Origin of the sequence: Aquiflexum sp. TKW24L, from assembly GCF_023502205.1 — a bacterium.
Lineage (GTDB): Bacteria > Bacteroidota > Bacteroidia > Cytophagales > Cyclobacteriaceae > Cognataquiflexum.
This window is the reverse complement of sequence record NZ_JAMFLG010000001.1, coordinates 305,465-324,979: the sequence shown is the minus strand read 5'-3', so window position 1 is coordinate 324,979 and position 19,515 is coordinate 305,465. Positions and strand designations below refer to the sequence as shown.

Annotated in this window: 13 protein-coding genes; 10 read left to right on the top strand and 3 right to left on the bottom strand. The window is 42.2% G+C overall.

From position 1 onward, the window contains the following. Positions 1-10: 10 nt before the first annotated feature. The gene (locus M3O96_RS01235) at positions 11-2,581 is read right to left on the bottom strand and encodes a glycosyltransferase (RefSeq protein ID WP_249717969.1); all 2,571 of its coding nucleotides are present in this window, start codon (positions 2,579-2,581) and stop codon (positions 11-13) included. Positions 2,582-2,869: 288 nt separating this feature from the next. On the opposite strand from M3O96_RS01235, the gene M3O96_RS01230 reads away from it, so the two are divergent. Beyond that, positions 2,870-3,208, top strand: coding sequence for a P1 family peptidase (locus M3O96_RS01230; protein ID WP_283773932.1), 339 nt, complete (start codon positions 2,870-2,872; stop codon positions 3,206-3,208). Between the two features lie 161 nt (positions 3,209-3,369). Further along, complete coding sequence (locus tag M3O96_RS01225) at positions 3,370-3,591, top strand: hypothetical protein (RefSeq protein WP_249717964.1); 222 nt, start codon at positions 3,370-3,372, stop codon at positions 3,589-3,591. 57 nt (positions 3,592-3,648) lie between these two features. Here M3O96_RS01225 and M3O96_RS01220 read toward each other — a convergent pair whose 3' ends face one another. Then, positions 3,649-5,364 carry a Vgb family protein gene (locus tag M3O96_RS01220; protein WP_249717962.1) on the bottom strand — a complete coding sequence of 572 codons (1,716 nt, stop codon included), beginning with the start codon at positions 5,362-5,364 and terminating at the stop codon, positions 3,649-3,651. Between the two features lie 814 nt (positions 5,365-6,178). Beyond that, positions 6,179-10,198: a hybrid sensor histidine kinase/response regulator transcription factor gene (locus tag M3O96_RS01215; protein WP_249717960.1), complete on the bottom strand. Its 4,020-nt coding sequence runs from the start codon at positions 10,196-10,198 to the stop codon at positions 6,179-6,181. Between the two features lie 362 nt (positions 10,199-10,560). Here M3O96_RS01215 and M3O96_RS01210 point away from each other — a divergent pair, with 362 nt between their 5' ends. The 8 genes from M3O96_RS01210 (at position 10,561) to M3O96_RS01175 (ending at position 18,733) form a co-directional block, all read left to right on the top strand. After that, a complete protein-coding gene (locus tag M3O96_RS01210) occupies positions 10,561-12,261 on the top strand; it encodes a DUF1566 domain-containing protein (RefSeq protein WP_249717958.1) in 1,701 nt (566 codons plus the stop codon). A gap of 395 nt (positions 12,262-12,656) precedes the next feature. Beyond that, entirely contained in the window at positions 12,657-13,565 is a 909-nt protein-coding gene (locus tag M3O96_RS01205; protein WP_249717957.1) for a hypothetical protein, read from the top strand. Positions 13,566-14,077: 512 nt separating this feature from the next. Further along, positions 14,078-15,382, top strand: coding sequence for an APC family permease (locus tag M3O96_RS01200; RefSeq protein WP_249717955.1), 1,305 nt, complete (start codon positions 14,078-14,080; stop codon positions 15,380-15,382). Positions 15,383-15,729: 347 nt separating this feature from the next. Beyond that, positions 15,730-16,260, top strand: a complete 531-nt coding sequence (locus tag M3O96_RS01195; RefSeq protein WP_249717953.1) for a nuclear transport factor 2 family protein — start codon at positions 15,730-15,732, stop codon at positions 16,258-16,260. 43 nt (positions 16,261-16,303) lie between these two features. Beyond that, on the top strand, positions 16,304-16,744 hold the full coding sequence (locus tag M3O96_RS01190) for a nuclear transport factor 2 family protein (protein ID WP_249717951.1): 441 nt from the start codon (positions 16,304-16,306) through the stop codon (positions 16,742-16,744). A gap of 354 nt (positions 16,745-17,098) precedes the next feature. Then, positions 17,099-17,461: a DUF6090 family protein gene (locus M3O96_RS01185; protein ID WP_249717950.1), complete on the top strand. Its 363-nt coding sequence runs from the start codon at positions 17,099-17,101 to the stop codon at positions 17,459-17,461. A 149-nt stretch (positions 17,462-17,610) separates the two neighbouring features. After that, positions 17,611-17,907 (top strand): hypothetical protein, encoded by a 297-nt coding sequence (locus tag M3O96_RS01180; protein WP_249717948.1) that lies wholly within the window; start codon positions 17,611-17,613, stop codon positions 17,905-17,907. A 61-nt stretch (positions 17,908-17,968) separates the two neighbouring features. Next, a complete protein-coding gene (locus tag M3O96_RS01175) occupies positions 17,969-18,733 on the top strand; it encodes a DUF6090 family protein (RefSeq protein WP_249717946.1) in 765 nt (254 codons plus the stop codon). Positions 18,734-19,515: the final 782 nt, after the last annotated feature.

The window sequence follows — 19,515 nt, the reverse complement described above, 5'->3', positions numbered from 1 at the left end:
TAATTTCGATTTATTCTCCATTTGAGCTAACCTGCTTATTTATGGCATGAACAGAACATCCTGCTGCTATTGAACAATCCCAAAAAATACGTCCCATTATAATAAGTGACAGAAAAGAAAAGCCAGCAAACGCGAAAAGACTAAAATCAATAAGAGAAGCAAACGTAAAACTTAAAATGAATACCAGACACAATTTTGCTAAAGTTGTTACCTGTGGTGTTATTCTATAGCGTATATATTGACTTCCTTTGGCATGGTCCTCAGATGCCATTAGAAGACGGACACCCCCAAAGCCACCGCCCTTAAGAGCAAGATCCCAATTGTCAAAATCCCCGCCCCTGATGACAGTTGCATTAATCTTACTAAGATCTGTTTCAAGATTTTCCAAACGGATATCGGGTTGGATCCAATTTTCAGTCCAAATGGCCAATTTTCCAAATATCTTCCATGAAAAAAAGGATTTATTGAATCGTCTCCATGGAGTCAGGTTATATTTGATTCTCCCTGTAAGTCTTGCCAAGGGTTGAATCATAAATAAGTAAATGGTCAAAAACTGAAACTTTTTTTTCTGAAAATATCCCTCATTCTTAAGAAATGGAGGGTTTAATTCAAAAATTTTAGGTACGACCAAACTCAAGGGAATAAAGGTTAAAGCCAAAGAGAGGGGAAAGAATAAAAAAAGAGGCTTCCATATAAATCCAAAAAATGATAAAATCAAAACCATGCAGCATAAAATATACCATTCAGGCATGAGAGTTACAGACTGGAAGTTCTTTCTTCCAAAATCGTAAATGGATTGAAAAGGAGCACTGCCCCAGACCCCTCCATATATCCTTGTTTTGGAAAGTGCAGCTAAATATGTAGAACCATCTCCATAAATTTTTCCTTCCCATGGGCGGTGTCCAAATTCATTGTATTTTTTTGGCCACTTCTGTTCAAGCAATGCCTCTGCTTTTCCATAACCCAATTGCTGTTTCCAGTACCCACCAACAGTCTTCCTTCTGTGATGCCAAACCAATGCTGAAGGTGCGAGCCCAATTTCATACCCCATTTCTTGTAACCTCCAACATACGTCCACATCATCCCCTGCAACCCGGAAACGGGGGTCAAATCCACCGATTTCCAATAATTTTTCTCTATTAATAGCCATGTTGCATCCCGGAATATGTTCCGCTACTCGATCAGTAACCAATATATGATTGGGTGAACCAGGAGCGTGATTGACCGATTGAGCAACCAAACCCACATTTTGGGGGATGATATTCGGACCTCCCATCGCAGCAAATCCAGTGGATTCAAATTCCAATGCCATATAAGATAACCAATCCCGATCCGGGTAGGCATCCGAATCAAGGTATACAACATATTCTCCATCAGCATGCTGCAAACCCAGATTTCTGGCATGACTCAAACCCATATTGGGAGAGTCAATTATTTTAAACGGAAAAGTGGAAGCGATTTCCATCGTATTATCAGTGGAACCGTCGTTGATGACAATAACTTCAAAATTGGAATATTGAAGTTTCAATAACCCGTCCAGGCATTCATAAATAGTGTCTGAACCGTTATAAACGCATACAATAACAGAAAACCTTGGCCAAGTATCATATCTTCCGAAAGGACTATTTTCAAATGCACTGCTGACAGCGTATAAGGCAGGTTTTGCATCCCTGCTCTTGGTGGTAAGACCAAATTCCCAATCCATAACTTCCTCTTCTCCTCTAAACCATTCATCGGTCCAGGAAAAAATAAATAAACCGCAACATCCTGTGTGAAATACCGACTTGATTTGCCATTCAAGGGTTTTGGCTTGTTTTTCCTCCCCATTACGCATGGCATCAAGCCCTATTTCTCCCATTATAAGTGGCCTATTTCCAGCGAGGTTTTGCAGCCGATACAAATAGGACTCAAATGTGAACTTTGATTCAAGATAGACATTAAAGCAAAGCGCATCTAAAAAGGGCAGGTGAAGATATTCCGTAGTGGGATAATTGACATAAGTAACAATTGCATCCTTGTCTTCTTGCTTGACCAACCGGTATATTCTTTTCAAGTATTTTTCGACTTTTTTGTTGCCTAGCCATCTTACCATTGAAGCGGGGATTTCATTTCCTATAGAAATACAAAGAAGGGCAGGATGATGGAGGCAGGTATGTACTTTTTCTCGGATAATCTGATCAATATCAGGTGCCTTTTTTCTGTCAATCAGATAGCCAACATATTGTTCAGCAGATAAGCCGATCATAACTTTTAATCCATATTTATAAGCTATATCCAATAAGTGTCTGGGTGGAGTCGTATGTGGAATTCTGACAGTGTTGATTCCATTTTGGCTCATAAGTTCAAAGTCCATGTCAATTTTCTCACGGTCTTGGTACTCTTTGCCATTTTCATCTGCTTTAAATGCGCCATAAGAGACACCCTTAATTGTGAATTTTGTATCCCCGATAAAAATAAATTTGCCTCTGATATTTGGTTTAGGATAACTTTTAAAATCAATGGATTCCTCAAACGTGGCTTCCTCTTTTAGTAGCTCTATAAAATTAAGCTCGGTGTCTTTTTGTATCCCTGTTCTATACATAATTAAAGAATTTTCAGATTGTTTTCAATGATAATTGGATGAAGTCAATTGTGGGTGAAACCAATTGTTTTTCACTAAATAAATTTAAACCTAATAATAAGTATTTTAAAAACAAAAAAATGAATTTTATTTTTTAAATTTTTCTTTCGTTTATTCTTTTACTGTAGAATAAACGTAATATTTAATTCATTGAAAATAAATACTTGAAATTTTATTAAGGAAAAACAATAAATAATATCCATTTTATTTTGTGAGAATAACTAAATTTTATCTTGTCCAGACGCACCTTTGCTTCCCCATCTGTTGAAGCGGATTGCAAATCGGGTTCCGATAGGAATTGGATTAACGGGAGGAATCGGGACCAATGGTTCGGGGGATATTTTTATCGCTTTTTCTACTGCCAATCCGGATGCTTTTCAGCGCTATGATTTCTCGGAAGTGGACATGCTGCCCAATGACCTGATCGATCCTTTATTGGAAGCGATAGTGCAATCAGTAGAAGAAGCTATCATCAATGCCATGATCGCGGCTGAAACCATGGAAGGAATTAATGGAAACAAGTCTTATGCATTGCCCCACGGATTGCTGGTGGAGGTGCTCAAAAAATACAATCGGTTGAAGGATTAAAACTGAATAGTTATGCTGCTTCTCCGGAAGTAGCTTTTGGAAAAATCTTATGTTCCTGCTTCTGGAGAAGCAGGACAGCTTGGAGGTTCAGGAGAAGCACGACAGCCTAAGTAACCAGATCGTTATGCTGCTTCTCCGGAAGTAGCTTTTGGAAAAATCTTATGTTCCTGCTTCTGGAGAAGCAGGACAGCTTGGAGGTTCAGGAGAAGCACGACAGCCTAAATAACCATACCGTTAAGGTGCTTCTCCAGAAGCAGCTTTTGGAAAAATCTCAGGATCCTGCTTCTGGAGAAGCAGGACAACTTGGAGCTACTGGAGAAGCAAGAAAACTTGACAAAAAAATTCCCCCTTTTCGAATAGAAAAGGGGGAGTTGGTCGCTTGAAATGGTTAAAAAAATGAAAATCGTTTATTTATAGTTTTTCTGTTGTCGAAAAGAACCTTAATTTTTAGAGATGCGGTAAACCACGTTCCTGCCGCCACCCGAAACATAGATATCGCCGGATTGGCCGACTGCTACACCATCAAAAAAGTTGGTAGGAGGTAAGGCAAAATCTTGACCAAAAGCAGGTTTACTCAGGCTGAGGCCATCTGCGATTTTGCTCACAGCTCCTGTGGCCAAGTCTATGCGTGATAACTGTGAAGCGCCGGTTTCTACAACCAGCAGGCCACCTTCTTTGTCCAATGCCAATCCTTCCGGATTCTTTAATCCGGTCGCAAGTTCTACAGCAATGTTGTTAGATCCTAACTGCCAAATGGATCCGGTAGCCCAGTCTGCTACCCATAAAGTTTCACCATCAGTTGCCAAACCACTTGGTGCAAAAATGGGAGTGCCTGCCGGAAATATCGGTGACTTATCACTCGCCCTGACCACGCCTTCTAGTAGAGTGGATACAGCAATATCACCCTTGAATCGTATAGCATCAATTGGAATCTCCATTTCGTAGGTTTCAAGTACCTTATTAGTTTGTGGATTCCAGACCTGAACTACTCGACCGAAATAGGAAGACACGATCAGGTTGTTACCATCCGCAGATAGCGTGAAAGGAGTTGTTAGATTTCCTGCACCACCGAGTAAGTCACCCTTATAAACATTTTCCTCTCTGCCGGTGAGGCCATTTATTTGGTGCAATCGGAATATATTGGCTACAAATAAAGCGTCCTTTTTATTTGCCCCAGGTAATACCGCCATGCCCATAGGTGCGATCATCCCTCCACGGCTGATGGTACGTGGCTGACCGCTAGGTAGTATTTGCACTACTGAGCCAAAATCTGCATTGGAGATAAAGAGGGAGCCATTGGAGTCAAAGGCCAAGTTGTCAAGACCGGGTTGAATTTTTGCTAAAAGTGTTTTTGCTCCGGTTGATGTGTTTACTTTAAACACTTCACCTGTTTGGTCCAATACATGCAGGACACCTTTGGAATCAAACTTTGCTGCTGCGGGTACAGTGAAACCTCCGGCCACGAATTCTGCGGTACCATCAGCAAAGGGATTTGTTGAAGGTGGGGTTCCAGGTTCTCCGACATTTACCCTGATCACTGCACCTCCTGCAAATAATGGCCCGTACAATTTCCCATCAGGACCGAAGTCAAATCCATTTAAAAATCCAAGGGGAAATGGATTTAGGGGGGAGGAAACTATGATCGGTCTAGGTGGAGCGATGAGGTTTGGATCCAACTCGTACAACCCATCACCCAGAAAGCAGAGTCCTACAAACAAACGCCCATCATCTGAGAAAGTGATAGGATTGACTCCCGGTGCTACAGGCTGTTTGGTCAAAGTTCCGTCAGGAGCAATTCGGCCCACCTCACCAATATTGATGTCGGTCCAATAGAGCGAGCCATCCGGTCCAAATGCCAAATCATCAGGGGAGATTACCCCCTTGTCTGTTCCAATCTTCTTGATGATTTTGCCGTTTTGCTTGTTCATCACGATTATTTCCTGACCACCAAAACTGGCAATATAAAGATTGCCATCCGGTCCGAAGTTCACACCATTGGCACTTTTTATGGGAGATCCGGTGTAAATCTCCTTCACAAGGACTTTTGAATCCTTCTTCCTGGCATTCATATTAGTAAGTTCCTCTAATTCATAACATGCCGTCACGGTCGTTAAAATAGCTAAGACAGTCAAAATGGAAATCAGTTTACGTTTCATTTTTTTGGGGTTAGATGGTTAGAATTTTGAAAAGCAGATTTCATATTTACTCTATATTTCGGTTTTTAAAAAGGACTTTACTCCCGCTCTAATGGAGTCAACGAAAGCGCTTAATTAACATGAAACTAAGGTACGTTTGAGGAGATGATCGAACCGTAGTTATTGTTCCAAATGCTTTATATTTTGTTCCAAATCCATAAAAATGCCTATTTTGACTGTTTATTTAGCCAACTGGAAAAAATTTCATAAAAAGTTGAATCCCCATCAGTTTTAAGAACTAGCCGTTAGGCTTGGAAGAAATATCAGCCTTTATAAAAAAGCTATGCTTGAAATTGAGAAAAAAAACCATTGCCGATTTCACGCCAATGGATTTTTGTATTACCCGATCTATGTTTATATTGAATCCAAGGTAAGTACCTGCCTAAAATATTGGTTTAGCTATTGTTTCACTCGCTTTAGACTTTTTTCCAAATCAGGTGAAAAGGTGAATTTGTCTGTTTATTTAGCTGGGGAGAAAAAATTGAATAAAAATTGAATCCTCAGATCAGCTTTGAAAAAATATGTATATCCGCTACTTTGTTAGTTGATCAAAACGGCCTCGACTTTCCGCCACGGTGGACACACAGCTCAGCCACCGGAGATTTGACGTAACAGAGGCGGGGGAGAATATGTGGCGAAGCCGCATATTCTCCCCCGCCTCTAAATCAATAACATTCGGGCACCGAGCCAAGTCGAGGTGAAGCAAAATAAAATTAGCTTACTGGCATGATTCCGTAGATCCAAATGAAAAAATTAGCGAGGCTAATACGAAGTATCACCCTTTTCTAAAAAAGCTCGGGGCTTCCCCAAATTCTTTGGTAAATTCTTGCGTAAAATGGCTGGGATTGCCATATCCCACTGCATATCCAATTTCAGAAATATTCAAGGCCGGATTGAGCAAAAGTTTCTTTGCTTCCTGCATTCGAATCGCCCGGATGACTTGGGAGGTGGATTTATTGGTCAGGGCCTTAAGCTTACGATGAAGCTGGGTCCGGCTAACAGCCAGTTCCTTGCATAACTCGCCAATGCCAAATTCCTCACTATCCAAATGCGCATCTACGATGGAGCGAAGCTTTCTCAGGAACGCATCTTCTTGTATTTCAGCGGGAGTTTCGGGTGTCCCCACAGGGTCGACCGTCCCATAGCGCGCTGTCAGCTTTTGTCGTACCTCAATCAATTTCCTCAGTCGTACTTCCAGCTCGTTCTTTTCAAAGGGTTTGGAAAGGTAGGCATCAGCTCCTCTTTCAAGCCCTTCCAATCGTGATTCGAGATCTGCCTTTGCAGTAAGTAGGATGATAGGAATATGACTGGTCCGTTCATCTTTTTTTAGCCTTTCGACGACTTCGTATCCGTCCTTTTCAGGCATCATCACGTCACTGACGATGATATCTGGAATCATTTCTATGGCGAGTTGGATTCCCTGAAGGCCATTTCTGGCTTTTTGGATTCTGTATTTTCCTTGAAGGCAAAGCTCCAGATAGCTTAAAACATCTTCATTATCTTCTACCAGCAAGGCAAGCGGGAGGCTTTCATTGTAATCTTCCTCGGCCCCAAAAGCAGATGCCTTCACCAAACCAGTGTCAATTGGCCGCGATTGTTGTGCCAATTCGCCGGCATTGCCTTTTGGAGCCTCCTTCCGTATGGGAAGTCTAAGTGTAAATTCTGAACCCAATCCAACCTGGCTACTGACCTCGATCGTTCCCGTCATCAATTGGACAAGTTCTTTGGTGAGGGCCAAGCCGATTCCTGTCCCTTCTTCTGACCTGGTAGCCGAATCATCCACCTGATAAAATCGATCAAAAATGTAAGGTAAATGCTGGGAAGGGATTCCTTTGCCGGTATCCTTCACTTTGATTTCCAAAAATTCCTCCATTTCTCCGGAAGTGATCTTTTCCATTTTAATGTAAATATTGCCTCCCGGGGGCGTGAATTTTACAGCATTTCCTACCAGATTGGAAAAAATGGCCTGAATTTTCTCCGGATCAAAATCCATGTACAACTCGTCAAAACCGGGGAGTAGATGCAGACGAATATCTTTGGAATCAGCCAGGGAATGAAAAGACTCAGTCAGGTATTTGAGATAACCCAAGATATCGTCATGGATCATTTTTGCGGACAACTTACCCGACTGAAGTTTGGATAGATCCAGCATCTGATTGATCAGTCTGAGCAATTGGGCGCTATTCCTTTTAATCATTGGAAGTCCCTCTTTCATAGTCTCAATCGAAGGTTGGGACAATATATGATCTGCAATACCCGAAATCACTGTCAATGGCGTACGGAATTCATGGGTCAAATTGGTGTAAATCCTGGTTTTGACCTGATCGAGGTCTTGGAGCCTGATGACTTCTGCTTGTGCAAGTTTTCTGCGGAGTAAGAAACCATAAACCCAATAAAGCATTAAAAACAGCAACAAAGAATAGGAAAGCCAAGCCCACCATTGGGTAAACCATGGAGGCATCACAACAATTGAAATTGATCGCTGCCCCACTTTTCCATATCTGTTAGTAGCCTGGACATGAAAAATATATTCTCCCGGAGGTAATGCATAATAATCCGCTGTGTGTGCTGCTCCACTCCGCCAGTTTTTATCATAGTTGTCAAGCTTATATCGAAGGTTTTTCTCAGACTCCAATGTCACGAAATCAATACTGCCAAATTCAAACGTAAAGGTATTCTGATGGTGAGGCAACTGTATTTCACTGGTTTCATTGAGAGGTTTTGGTAGGATTTTTTTATCTGTTTGAGATGAAATAGTACGATCTCCTAGAAAAAAAGCTGATAAATAAGGGGCAGGTTCGATTAGATATTGGTTTTCCAATTCTGCTGGCATGAAAGAAAAATAGCCTGTGGCATTTCCGACAAAAACCTCTTTATTTTTGGAAATAAATGCTTTTAAAGAGTAAAATCCTGAATCACTTGGTTTTTTCCAACTGTTCCCAAATAGGGCTGCGTTTTTAGTTTCAGGATCCAAGCGGATGAACCCAATATCTGTGTATAACCAAAGCAATTTTGATTCATCCTCTACCAAGCCGGTGATGAGGAGCAAATCTGTAATCAAACCAGTATTGTCATAGTAAGGATTGAAAATTCCTGTTTCCGGATCTAATAAAAAGAACCCTGACCTGTAGGAACTGGCCCAAATTCGCTTTTTGCTATCTTCATAAATTCCGATAACAGGCACACCGGACTTATCCAAAAACCTTTCAAAATCTACCGATTCTTCCTGATAAAGGTTAAGACCATCACTCGTACCTACCCAAATTTTTCCGTTGGAATCTTGAAGTAGCCTGTACACAGCATTTGAACTTATACTATGAGGGTTGGATGGATCATGAGTGAAATGTGTGAATTTTCCACTTTTTGAATTAAATAAGTCAAGCCCTCCGGTTGTGCCTATCCAAGCATTGCCATCCGGGATTGGCAACACTACTTGGGGCATCGAAGAGGAAAGTCCGTTTTTACCCTGCTCCTCCGGTCCATATACCTTATAGGTCATTGCCTGCCGATCGAAAAAGTACGCTCCGCGCCATAGCGTGGCAACCCATAAATTGTCCGCTTTGTCAAATTTCAAATCCCAGATAATTACTGATCCCAATGTATTGCGGACATAAGTGAAAAAACTATCCTCCGATTGGTTCATGTCATGGCCAAAAAGTCCTTTCTCGGTACCAATCCAAACGCCAGCTTCTTGGTCTTGGGCAAATACCAAAGCCCGTGTTCCAATAGGGGTATGATCAAAATGATTTTGAAAGGTGGAGATCTGAAAAAGTACCTGATTCTCTGTCTCTGGCTCCCAGCCTGAAACCCACAGGAGATTATCTTTGGTTTTCAACAAAGTCCAAAAGTAGTTTTTTTCCAAATGATAGGATCCGATTCCGGAAGTACCAAAATACTCCATGGTCTTCGATTTCGGATTGTAGCGGTTAATTCCTCCGGCATAGGTACCAATCCAAATAGCCCCTTGGGAATCCTCATTGATAAAGGTAATATGATCTACTGCATAGGACGCATTTGCATTTACGGGTGGACGGGAAAGTGCATTTGGGTTGTCTGGGACGTTGGGCAATCGTTGAAATGTTCCTTGTTCCCGATCCATGATATGGAGTCCATCCCCATCGGAACCGACGTAAAAATTTCCCTTGCTGTCTTCAAAGATAGCCCGTATCAGGTTGCTGATGAGCGACATTGGATCATTCTCATCATGCCTGTAATGTGTGATCAAACCAGTCTCTTTTTCAAATTGGTACAAGCCTGATGCAGGATGATCACTGGGATCGAAAGCGTTTCCTGTACCAATCCAAATCCGTCCGGCACGGTCCTCGTAAATACTTCTTACCATAATTTCGTCCAAAAGGCGACCGGCAGGTGTATCGTCTCGGATATGAACAAAATGCCCCGTCTTCCTGTCCAGAGTATCGAGTCCTTTGCCCGTCCCAATCCATAAGGTGCCTGAGCGATCTTCCAATAACGATTGTATCTGATTGTCATGAAGACTGTGCGGATCGGTGGGATCATTTTCAAAATGTGTAAACGTTTCGGAAACCGGATCGAATCGATCCAATCCCTCATGTTGACTCCCAATCCAAATAATCCCACCCTTGCCTGCATATAAGCATTCCAGCATGTTAGTATGGGGCGAGTTGCTGTCATTGGGCTTGGACTTATAATACTTTTTATTGGTCCCATCGTATTTAATCAAACCATTATAGTTATCAGCCAGCCAGATAAAGCCGTTATCGTCTTGGCACATTCCTACAATATTGGTGAGTGATGGATCAAATTGGAAAGGCATGGGCGTGATTTTGACTTCCTGACCTTTGCAAAGGAAAGAGATAGTAAAAAAAATGAAAAAGAGGTAAAACTTTGGGTGAATCATTAGTTTTCAAATGGCTTCTATTCAACAACTTAAATCATATATTTTTAATTTCCAACATTCATTTATTACAATTTTAAAATGCTAGTGAAGGAATATTTCCCGCTTTGAAGTTCTCGAGGTAGACAATTTTCGTTCGGACAATAAAACCCCTCATTGGGGAAGTAATTCATTCACTTCGTCCTAAGTCAGCGGGCTTGAACCACTGAGTTATATATCTTGAGAAATGAACATTGTTCAAGTGGATATTCAAATCCTTTTCTAACCTTAATCTAAAAACAATGAAAAAACTCCTATTACCGTTCTTCGCCATTTTATTCCTGGCGTCCTGTGGAATGGAAAGCGTGACCGACATGCAGCCCGATCAGGAAATCACGGCCGAAGACCTCCTCAGTGAAGGGATTGGCACAGATATATTAAACAAAAACATGCGGTTAGCTGCGGCCGGATCGTGTGAAAGTGATTGTATTGAACCGGGAGGTTCAGTTTTCTTTTCTGTTTCCGACGTGGCTACGCTAAGGGTTGGCAGAAACACAAAATCGGTCAGCTACTCCGCTTACAACACCGAAACCTATTTTGTAGTGGAAGTGACCTATGCCATCACTGCCGGACCTCCTCCTAATGCAAAGGCCACCATTACGATTGATATTGCCGGCAATATAATGGAATACACAGATGTGAGCTCAGGCAGCAAGGTCAGCCATACTGTGCCGCTTGCTGAGGGCTGGGCCGGATGCGATGAGATTGCCTTTAGCGTGGTACAGGAGGGATTGGGCACGCCAATCACCTTTAGCGAAAGCTATGCCTTAATACCTGTTTGTTCTGTCGTTGCACCTCCCCTTACGGTGGTGAAGACCGCGGCAGGCACCTACGACCGGACGGTCAACTGGCAGCTCACCAAGACCGTGAGCCCGGGCAGCCACACGGGCGCCCCCGGTGACGAGTTTCTCTCCAACTGGACGGTGACGGCCACCAAGTCCGGAATCTCCGCGAACTACGCGGTGACGGGGACCATCACGGTCACGAACCCGAACAGCTTCGCCGTGCCCTTCACCCTTGCCGACGTGCTCGATGACGGCACCGTTGCCGTCATCACGTGCCCAGGAACGGGTGACAACACGGGCACGGTTGCTGCCAATGGCACGACGACCTGCGCCTACTCCGCCGCTCCGACGGATGGCAGCGCGACCCTGAACACGGCCACCGTGACCTTCGACGTGGGCGCAGGCTCGACCTCCGCCGGTGCAACCGCCGGCGTGATCTTCACCCATAACCTGATCGGCGACGACTTCGTCACGTTGAGCGATCCGCGGTTCGGTTACTCCCAGCTGATTTCGAGTACCACCGTCGAGATCTTTCCGGAGATCTTCACCTGCCCGGCCGACCCGAGCCAGTACACGGACGGGGTCTACACCGAGACATATACGAACACAGCGTACCTCGACGGGACCAACACCAATCTCGAGGCCTCTGCTGAGGTGACCATCAATTGCGAGCTGCCTCCACCATTGAAAATAGGTGATGCATACCAGGGAGGTAAGATTGCATATATCTTACAGCCGGGTGACCCGGGCTATGTGGCAGGTGAAACCCACGGCATAATAGCTGCTCCAAGTGACCAAAGCGCAGGTGCTGCATGGGGTTGTTTTGGAGCTTTAATTGGTGGTACAAGTACAGCAATAGGAACAGGTGAAGCTAATACCAACGCTATAGTGAACGGTTGTCCAGATGCAGGCATCGCAGCTAATATAGCTAACGATTTAGATTTAAATGGTTATAGCGATTGGTATTTACCCAGCAGAGATGAGTTGAACAAACTTTATCTGAATAGAGAGGCAATTGGCGGTTTTGCTATTGCCTGGTATTGGAGTTCCTTCGAGAGCAGTGCATTCTTCGCTTGGAGGCAGTTCTTCAGCAATGGCTTACAGGACATCGGCGATAAGGACTTCAGCAGTAGAGTTCGTGCGGTTCGGGCTTTTTAATTATTTAAAAATTACTGCGACTTGTGCTTAGCGAAGTCAATTAAGCGGTCGCATTTTTGAGAAACTGGCAAGGAGTAAATCCTTGCCAGTTTTTTGTTTTAGGGGTCAGAATAAAGTTTAATAAAACTAACCGGATGGTAGCAAGGGCTAAAATTATGAAGTTTGGATTTAGAAAAGATTAGCTATCAAGAATTCAATCCCGACAAATAATTCAGATTAATCAAAAATCCAATTTCCCTCTATAGCTCCCCCGAAAAATAATCCATGCCATTGGGGAAAAAATACATACAGTTCGTCCTAGATTGGCTATTTGGACCTTTGATTTTCCTATTTTTAAATATAGTATCAGCCTTAGGCTGTTAAATAATTATCCACTAACCTTAGATAGAAGAACTATGAAAAAAATTCTAATGCCTTTACTAGCAGTTGTATTCATGACTTCCTGTGGAATGGAAAGTATGACCGACACACAACCAAATCAAAATCTGGAAAACAATCTCCTGCTCAAAAATGGTTTTACAGCCCAAGAGGAAAGTTCAAGCCTGACGGACCTGAATTCGGCGAGAGTTCAAGTTACAGACCAATATACCATTTTAGGAACAATGTCTGAGGGACTTGCCACCGGATTTATACTGAACGAGGGTGTTCCTGCTCTTATCACTGCTTCAGGAGAGGTAGGATTTTACTTTGCAGGTCTTGGTGACCCGGCTACCCCTAATGGACGTCCCGATGCGGGTTCCTTTAACGGTTTTCCGGTAGTTTCTCTTGTTGCGCGTGTTGGTGGAGGTGACCTTCAGTTTGTGGGAACAGGGCCCACACAGTTGACTGGAAGCGGAGAAGTGGTTTTCTATGTCAATGATTCCTTTTTTGGAGACAACTCCGGTTCTTGGAATATACAGATTGCCTATGAATGCTACCATGGTCCTGGATACTGGAAGACACATTCAGAGTTCGGTCCTGCCCAGTATGATGAGACGTGGGCCCTACTGTCAAACGGCGCGAGTACGCCGTTCTACCTCAGCGGTTCGACCTGGCTTCAAGTGTTCAACACGGCACCCGCGAGGAATGCCTACTACCAACTCGCACACCATTTCATGGCGGCGAAGCTGAATGTGCTGAGCGGTGCCGATCCATCTGCGGTCTCCGCTGAACTCAACGCAGCTGAGGCACAGCTCAACACCTATACTCCTGCGCAGGTGGCCGCGCTACCCATGAACAGCCCTGTCCGCGCTCAAATGCTCGCCCTCGCATCGAATCTCGACAATTACAACAACTCCCTCTCCTCCCAGGGATCCTGCAACTGATGCAGAAAGGCTTGAGGTGACGTTACGGCGGTTTATATATGAAGCGGGGAGCGCGAAGTCGCTCCCCGCTTTGCGTTGGTATGGCTAATCAAATTCAACCCTGCCTTCCATAAGTCATGCACTTTGTGATTTTTTAGATGGAATAGGATCTTATTTTCAAGTTTTTCCCAACTCTGAAAGCCTTTCTGCCGCCAATAAGAAGTTAATTTTCAAAATCTAATACATGCAAGTCCAAAATTCAACCAAATCAAATTTTGCTGATCAAGTTGAATTCCATTTTATTGCAAACCCTCCTTCGGACAATAAAACCCCTCATTGGGGAAAAAATCCATACAGTTCGTCCTAGATTGACCTGAAGGAACCGCTGATTTTTTTATCTTATCAGCAGATGCATTTCTCAAAAATTTGATCAAAACCAACAAGCTCCCTTCTTTTCACCTGCAGGCTGTTTCTTGGATTCCTTTACATTGAAAAAGTTGAAAATCCATGTTTGCTAAAATTTCAAAATTTTTATGAGAATCACCCAAGAAGGATTAAAAAGAGAAGTAGGGGTGTGGGGGCTTTCGGCCAATATTGTCAATATCATCGTCGGGGCGGGGATTTTTGTTTTGCCGGCTATTGTTGCCGAGATCATGGGGACCCAAGCAGTGATTGCCTACCTGTTTTGCGGGTTTTTGATTGCCTTGGTCATGTTGTGCTTTGCCGAGGCCGGGAGTAAAGTCACCCACTCTGGCGGAGGATATGCTTATATAGAGACGGCGTTTGGGCCATATCCCGGTTTCTTGGCTGCCATATTTTTGCTGATGGGCAGCATATTTTCGGATGCAGCAGTGTCCAATGCCCTTGTTGAAATTTTAGGATTGGTATTTCCCATCTTCAAAAATCAGTATGTCAGGGTTCTGACCCTGTTTGTGATTTTTGCAGGCTTGGCTACCCTCAATGTCATCGGAGTCAAACAGGGAATCGGTTTGGTCAAAATCAATACTGTCGCCAAATTGATCCCGCTGCTGTTGTTGGTGACGATTGGCTGGAAGGACGTCCAACTGGCCAATTTATACTGGGAATCAGCCCCGACCCTCCAACAGTTTGGCGAGGCTTCATTGATTTTGTTTTTTGCTTTTCAGGGAGGAGATGCCGGACTGACGATAGGAGGGGAAATCAAAAACCCCCAAAAGACCGTTCCAAGAGCGATTTTCATCGGAATCTCCTTTGTGCTTTTGCTTTATATCCTGATCCAGACGGTTTCTCAGGGAGTGTTGGGCAATGAATTGACCAACTTCAAAGAAGCTCCTTTGGCAGAAACTGCCCGGATTGTTTTTGGTCCTGTAGGATATACCCTTCTTTTTATTGGGGCTGGTATATCGATGTTTGGGATGCTTAGCGGTCAGATTCTGAATTTGCCGAGGGTGTTTTTTAGGTTGGCAGTGGATGGGGTGATTCCAATCGCAAAGTTGGCCTCCATCCACCATAAATTCAAAACCCCTTATGTTTCGATTTTGCTCTATGCAGGACTTGGTTTTACCATAGCTTCCTTGGGAGGATTTAGGCAATTGGCCGTCATCGCCTCCGCGAGTATGTTGTTGGTGTATTTTGGGGTGTCACTTTCTGTGATTCAGCTTCGCAAAACAAAAGATAACGGTACAGGGGAATTCAAAATCCCATTTGGATATACCGTTCCAATTATCTCTGCAGGCATTATTCTTTATTTTCTTTCCAACTTATCCGGACGGGAAATCCAAGGCATTTTGATCCTGATCGGGATTTTGACATTGCTTTATTTCCTGCTAAAAATTTTAAACAAGAACAAAGTAATATGAAACTACTCAAATTTCTCAGCCTTTCTTCGTTAGGCTGCTTCTCCAGAAGCAGCATTTATATAACTCCTATTTTCCTGCTTCTGGAGAAGTAGGACAACCATTTCAACCGGATCGTTATGCTGCTTCTCCAGAAGCAGATTTCAGAAAACTATGGCCCTGCTTCTGGAGAAGCAGGACAACCATTTCAACCGGATCGTTATGCTGCTTCTCTAGAAGCAGCATTTATATAACTCCTATTTTCCTGCTTCAGGAGAAGCATGACAACTAGTTCAACCGGATCGTTAGGCTGCTTCTCCAGAGGCAGCATTTAGAAAAACTCAAAAACATTGGGAAAAAAATATAAGAATATGAAAAATTTAAAATCAATACTCTACTCCGTTATCGCAGTACTTGTTTCACTCCTTATTACAAGCTGCAGCCCGGACAATAAAGATTCTTCTGTCCCTGAAACACCTGTACCCTCCCTCAGCAAAACAGAACTGGAAGATGAAGCTTGGCACATGGAAGAACTCTATTGGGAATATGTTCAGAATATTGACACCGTGCCCTATAAAACACTCTGGCACGATGACTTTATTGGCTATCCGGGTTTTGGGGATGGAGTGTCTGACGCAAGCAAAATTGCCAGTTGGATACCTGATTTGCATAAAGACCCCGATCTGAAATACAGTTATACCCTTCACAAAAAGGCCTCAAATGCCATAGAGGATGTGGTGATGGTATTCTACGACACAGATTATTTTTGGACAGACAAAGACAATAAAGTAGTCAGAAAAGAGACATATAAGTTTACCCATACCTGGAAAAAAGTGGATGGCAATTGGTTGATTCTTGGAGGCATGGCTGCGCTCAAAAATCAGGATGTTCTTGTGGATTAAACATAATTTCAAAAATTAATACCCCTATTCTCACAAAAAATCCATGAAAATAAAATCAAATTTTCTAATAATTCTAACAGGTCTAACGCTTTCCTCTTGCTCCCAGAAAATAGATTATGAAGCAGCCAACACGTATATTTTAAAATCTGCACAAGAATGGGCAGAAGCGATAAATGAGGGCGACTCTTCAGTAATTGATAGGATTGTAGCAGATGACTTTGTCGGGGTAAGTTTAAGGGGTGATCTTTATGACAAACAAACCCTGATTCGTGAGTCTAAAATGAAAGCAAACCGATCTTACAAACCCAAGGTTTTCAATGTTACCATAAGATTTTATGGAGAGGCTGCTGTTGCCCAGGGTAATGAAACTTGGACAAAAAAAGCCGACTCTACCAGCACTACCAATATCTGGACCGATACCTGGATATACAGAGATAAAAAGTGGCAGATAGTAGCGGCACAGGATTTAAAGTTGAATCAATGAAAAACTTGAATTTAATCGCTATATGAATTTTACTAATTATGATATAATCAAATAATTATGAAAAATCCGCCAGAACTCCTTGAGAAAAACAAGATTTGCAAATACCTAAAATATCCCATTGGCGAAATCCAATTGGTCCTTCGGTAAAGTAGTCCCTTTAAGGACTTTATATGGGTAAACAAACAATTGGAGAAACCCAATCCGTGCCTTTAGGTACGGGATATACTTGGCAATTTGGTAAATACATATTGCGTACCTACGGCACGCCAGCTTTTACTCTCATTCTAAATTCTACCCATATATTGTCCCTAAAGGGACAGTACTAATTCCTGAAATCCTTAACTACACGATGATATGATCAATTTCCTCCGAAAAATCCGCCAAAAACTCTTACTAGAAAACAAGATAAGCGGCTATTTAAAGTACGGCATTGGCGAAATCTTCCTGGTAGTCATCGGGATATTGATTGCGCTATCGATCAACAATTGGAATGAAGGACGTAAAGCACGTGCTCAAGAATTGTCCACGATGAAGGAGATCATAGAAAATTTAAAATACGATATCGTTAGATGCGAAAGGAATAGAAGCAGGAATATCGATCGGCTTATGGGATTGGATTCACTGCGAATATCTATATCCAATGCTATTGAAGGAAATGATGAAACTGTTAACGCCTATTACTTCGCTTTGAAATATGGACAAGGTTACACCAAGTAACTCTGAATAGATCTGGCTATGACCAATTAATTGACTCGGAAACTATCCAGCTAATTGACAATAGACAATTGGTCCAAGACCTTTCTGACTATTATGAAAGAAAATCCTTTGCTGTGTTGGAATTTGCTCCAGAAACTGGTCTTATAAATATGAAAACCATGCAAAGGAAGTTTATCAGGTTCAGAGGTCTTAATGATTACATTCAATCCTTTGATGCTATAGATGATGTTAGCTTCGGACCTGACTATGAGTACACCGATTTACTTAAGATGGGGCAACTAGAGTTGCTAAAATCCGAAGGATTGAAATTAGACGACTATCTCAACGAGATTGCACAATTTCAAATAGACTTGAAGAACTACAATTTTTACGTTTCTTGGCTTAAAGAAGCAGCTGAAACGCTCATTGAAGAGGTAGGGAAGGAATACCAACTTAATCAGGATTAGAATGATTGAAACTGTCTTCCTAGATAATTTATTGATGTTATAACAAACCGAAATTTTTGCGATGCTAAAAATCTTTAGAACAATCCGCCAAAAACTTTTGCATGAAGGAAAGATTGCAAATTATATCAAATACGGCGTTGGCGAAATCTTCCTGGTAGTCATCGGGATATTGATTGCGCTATCGATCAATAACTGGAATGAAAACAGAAAACTTGACCAACAGGAAAAATCATACCTCAACAGATTGATCCAGGAAAACAAAAGTGATGTGCTTACTTTCGCAGCCGAAATTGAGCGGCTGGAAAATAACAATCAGAAAATCGCCAATCTGAGCAATGCATTCAAGGACAAGGATTGCACTGATTCTCTTTTAGTCCTAAGTGCAAGAGAATTCTTGATTTATGGTTCACTTTATCCCCGTTTCAATCCTTCCATTTCCACCTATGAGGACTTGTCCAGCACCGGAAACCTCGGAATCATAAAAGATACCGGATTAAGAGACCAGATTGTCACCCACTACCAAAGTTACCAAGCGGTAGAATGGGATTATAAGATAAATGCTGATTGGGCTATGCCGATTGATGCACCGCTATTTATCCATACTGATGCTTTAATTTTTGATACTGCTATTACCTCATTCCTTTTTCCGGACAAATCCATAGAAAAACTGGCTGATGACCTAAGGGCAAATCAGGAAATCTACCTGCGCAATGCCGCAATTCATTATTGGATCAATAAAGATTGTATCATCATGCTCAAAGAAATAAAAGAGGATACTACGGAATTGATAAAGATTCTTGAAGATGTTATTAAAACGAAAGGATAGGATTATTAAAAAAACTCCTTAATAATTAATTTTCCTTTTGCTAAAGGAACGTATTGGCTAATTGAATTGAAAAATGGAATTCATACGTGGGTTAAATTAAACGGATAAGTTAGGAAAGGTCTTTCAAATTCAACCCCTTTAGGGTTGAAAAGATAAATACATGCCGTGATTTCATGACCACACATGGCGATGTGTGGCTAATCGAATTCAACCACTTTGAGGTTGATGGATGAATGGAAACATCAATTTCGATCCAAACATTGCGATGTGTGGCTAATCAATTTTAACCCTGCCTTCCGTCAGGCAGGTACTTTGTAGTTGAGGGATTACAGGAATATTCGTTTCCTATCTACACATTCTATAATATATATATCTAATCGTATTCAACCCTTTCTGCCGCCAGGATGGCACTTTGTGGTTGGGGAATTTTTGAGGGTTGATCAGGAATCTACATGATGTCAATCATTTTTTTCAATTCTGATCAAATGATTGATTCCTTAATAGTTTGCCGACGTGACGGGGAAATACAGAGAACACTTTGCAATTGATTGGTTCATCTTGATTCCCAAGGGGAATCAATTCGATTAGCCCCACATTGCAATGTGGGGTTAAAATTGAAATCAGTCCCTAATTTTTTCAACTCTGGAGGAGTTGAATTTCAGTATCCCATTTGACTGAAATTAAATCAACCAAAACAAATACTTCGGATTAAACTGAATCCACTTTTTCTCCAAAATTCCTCCTTCGGACAATAAATCCCCTCATTGGGGAAGAAATCCATG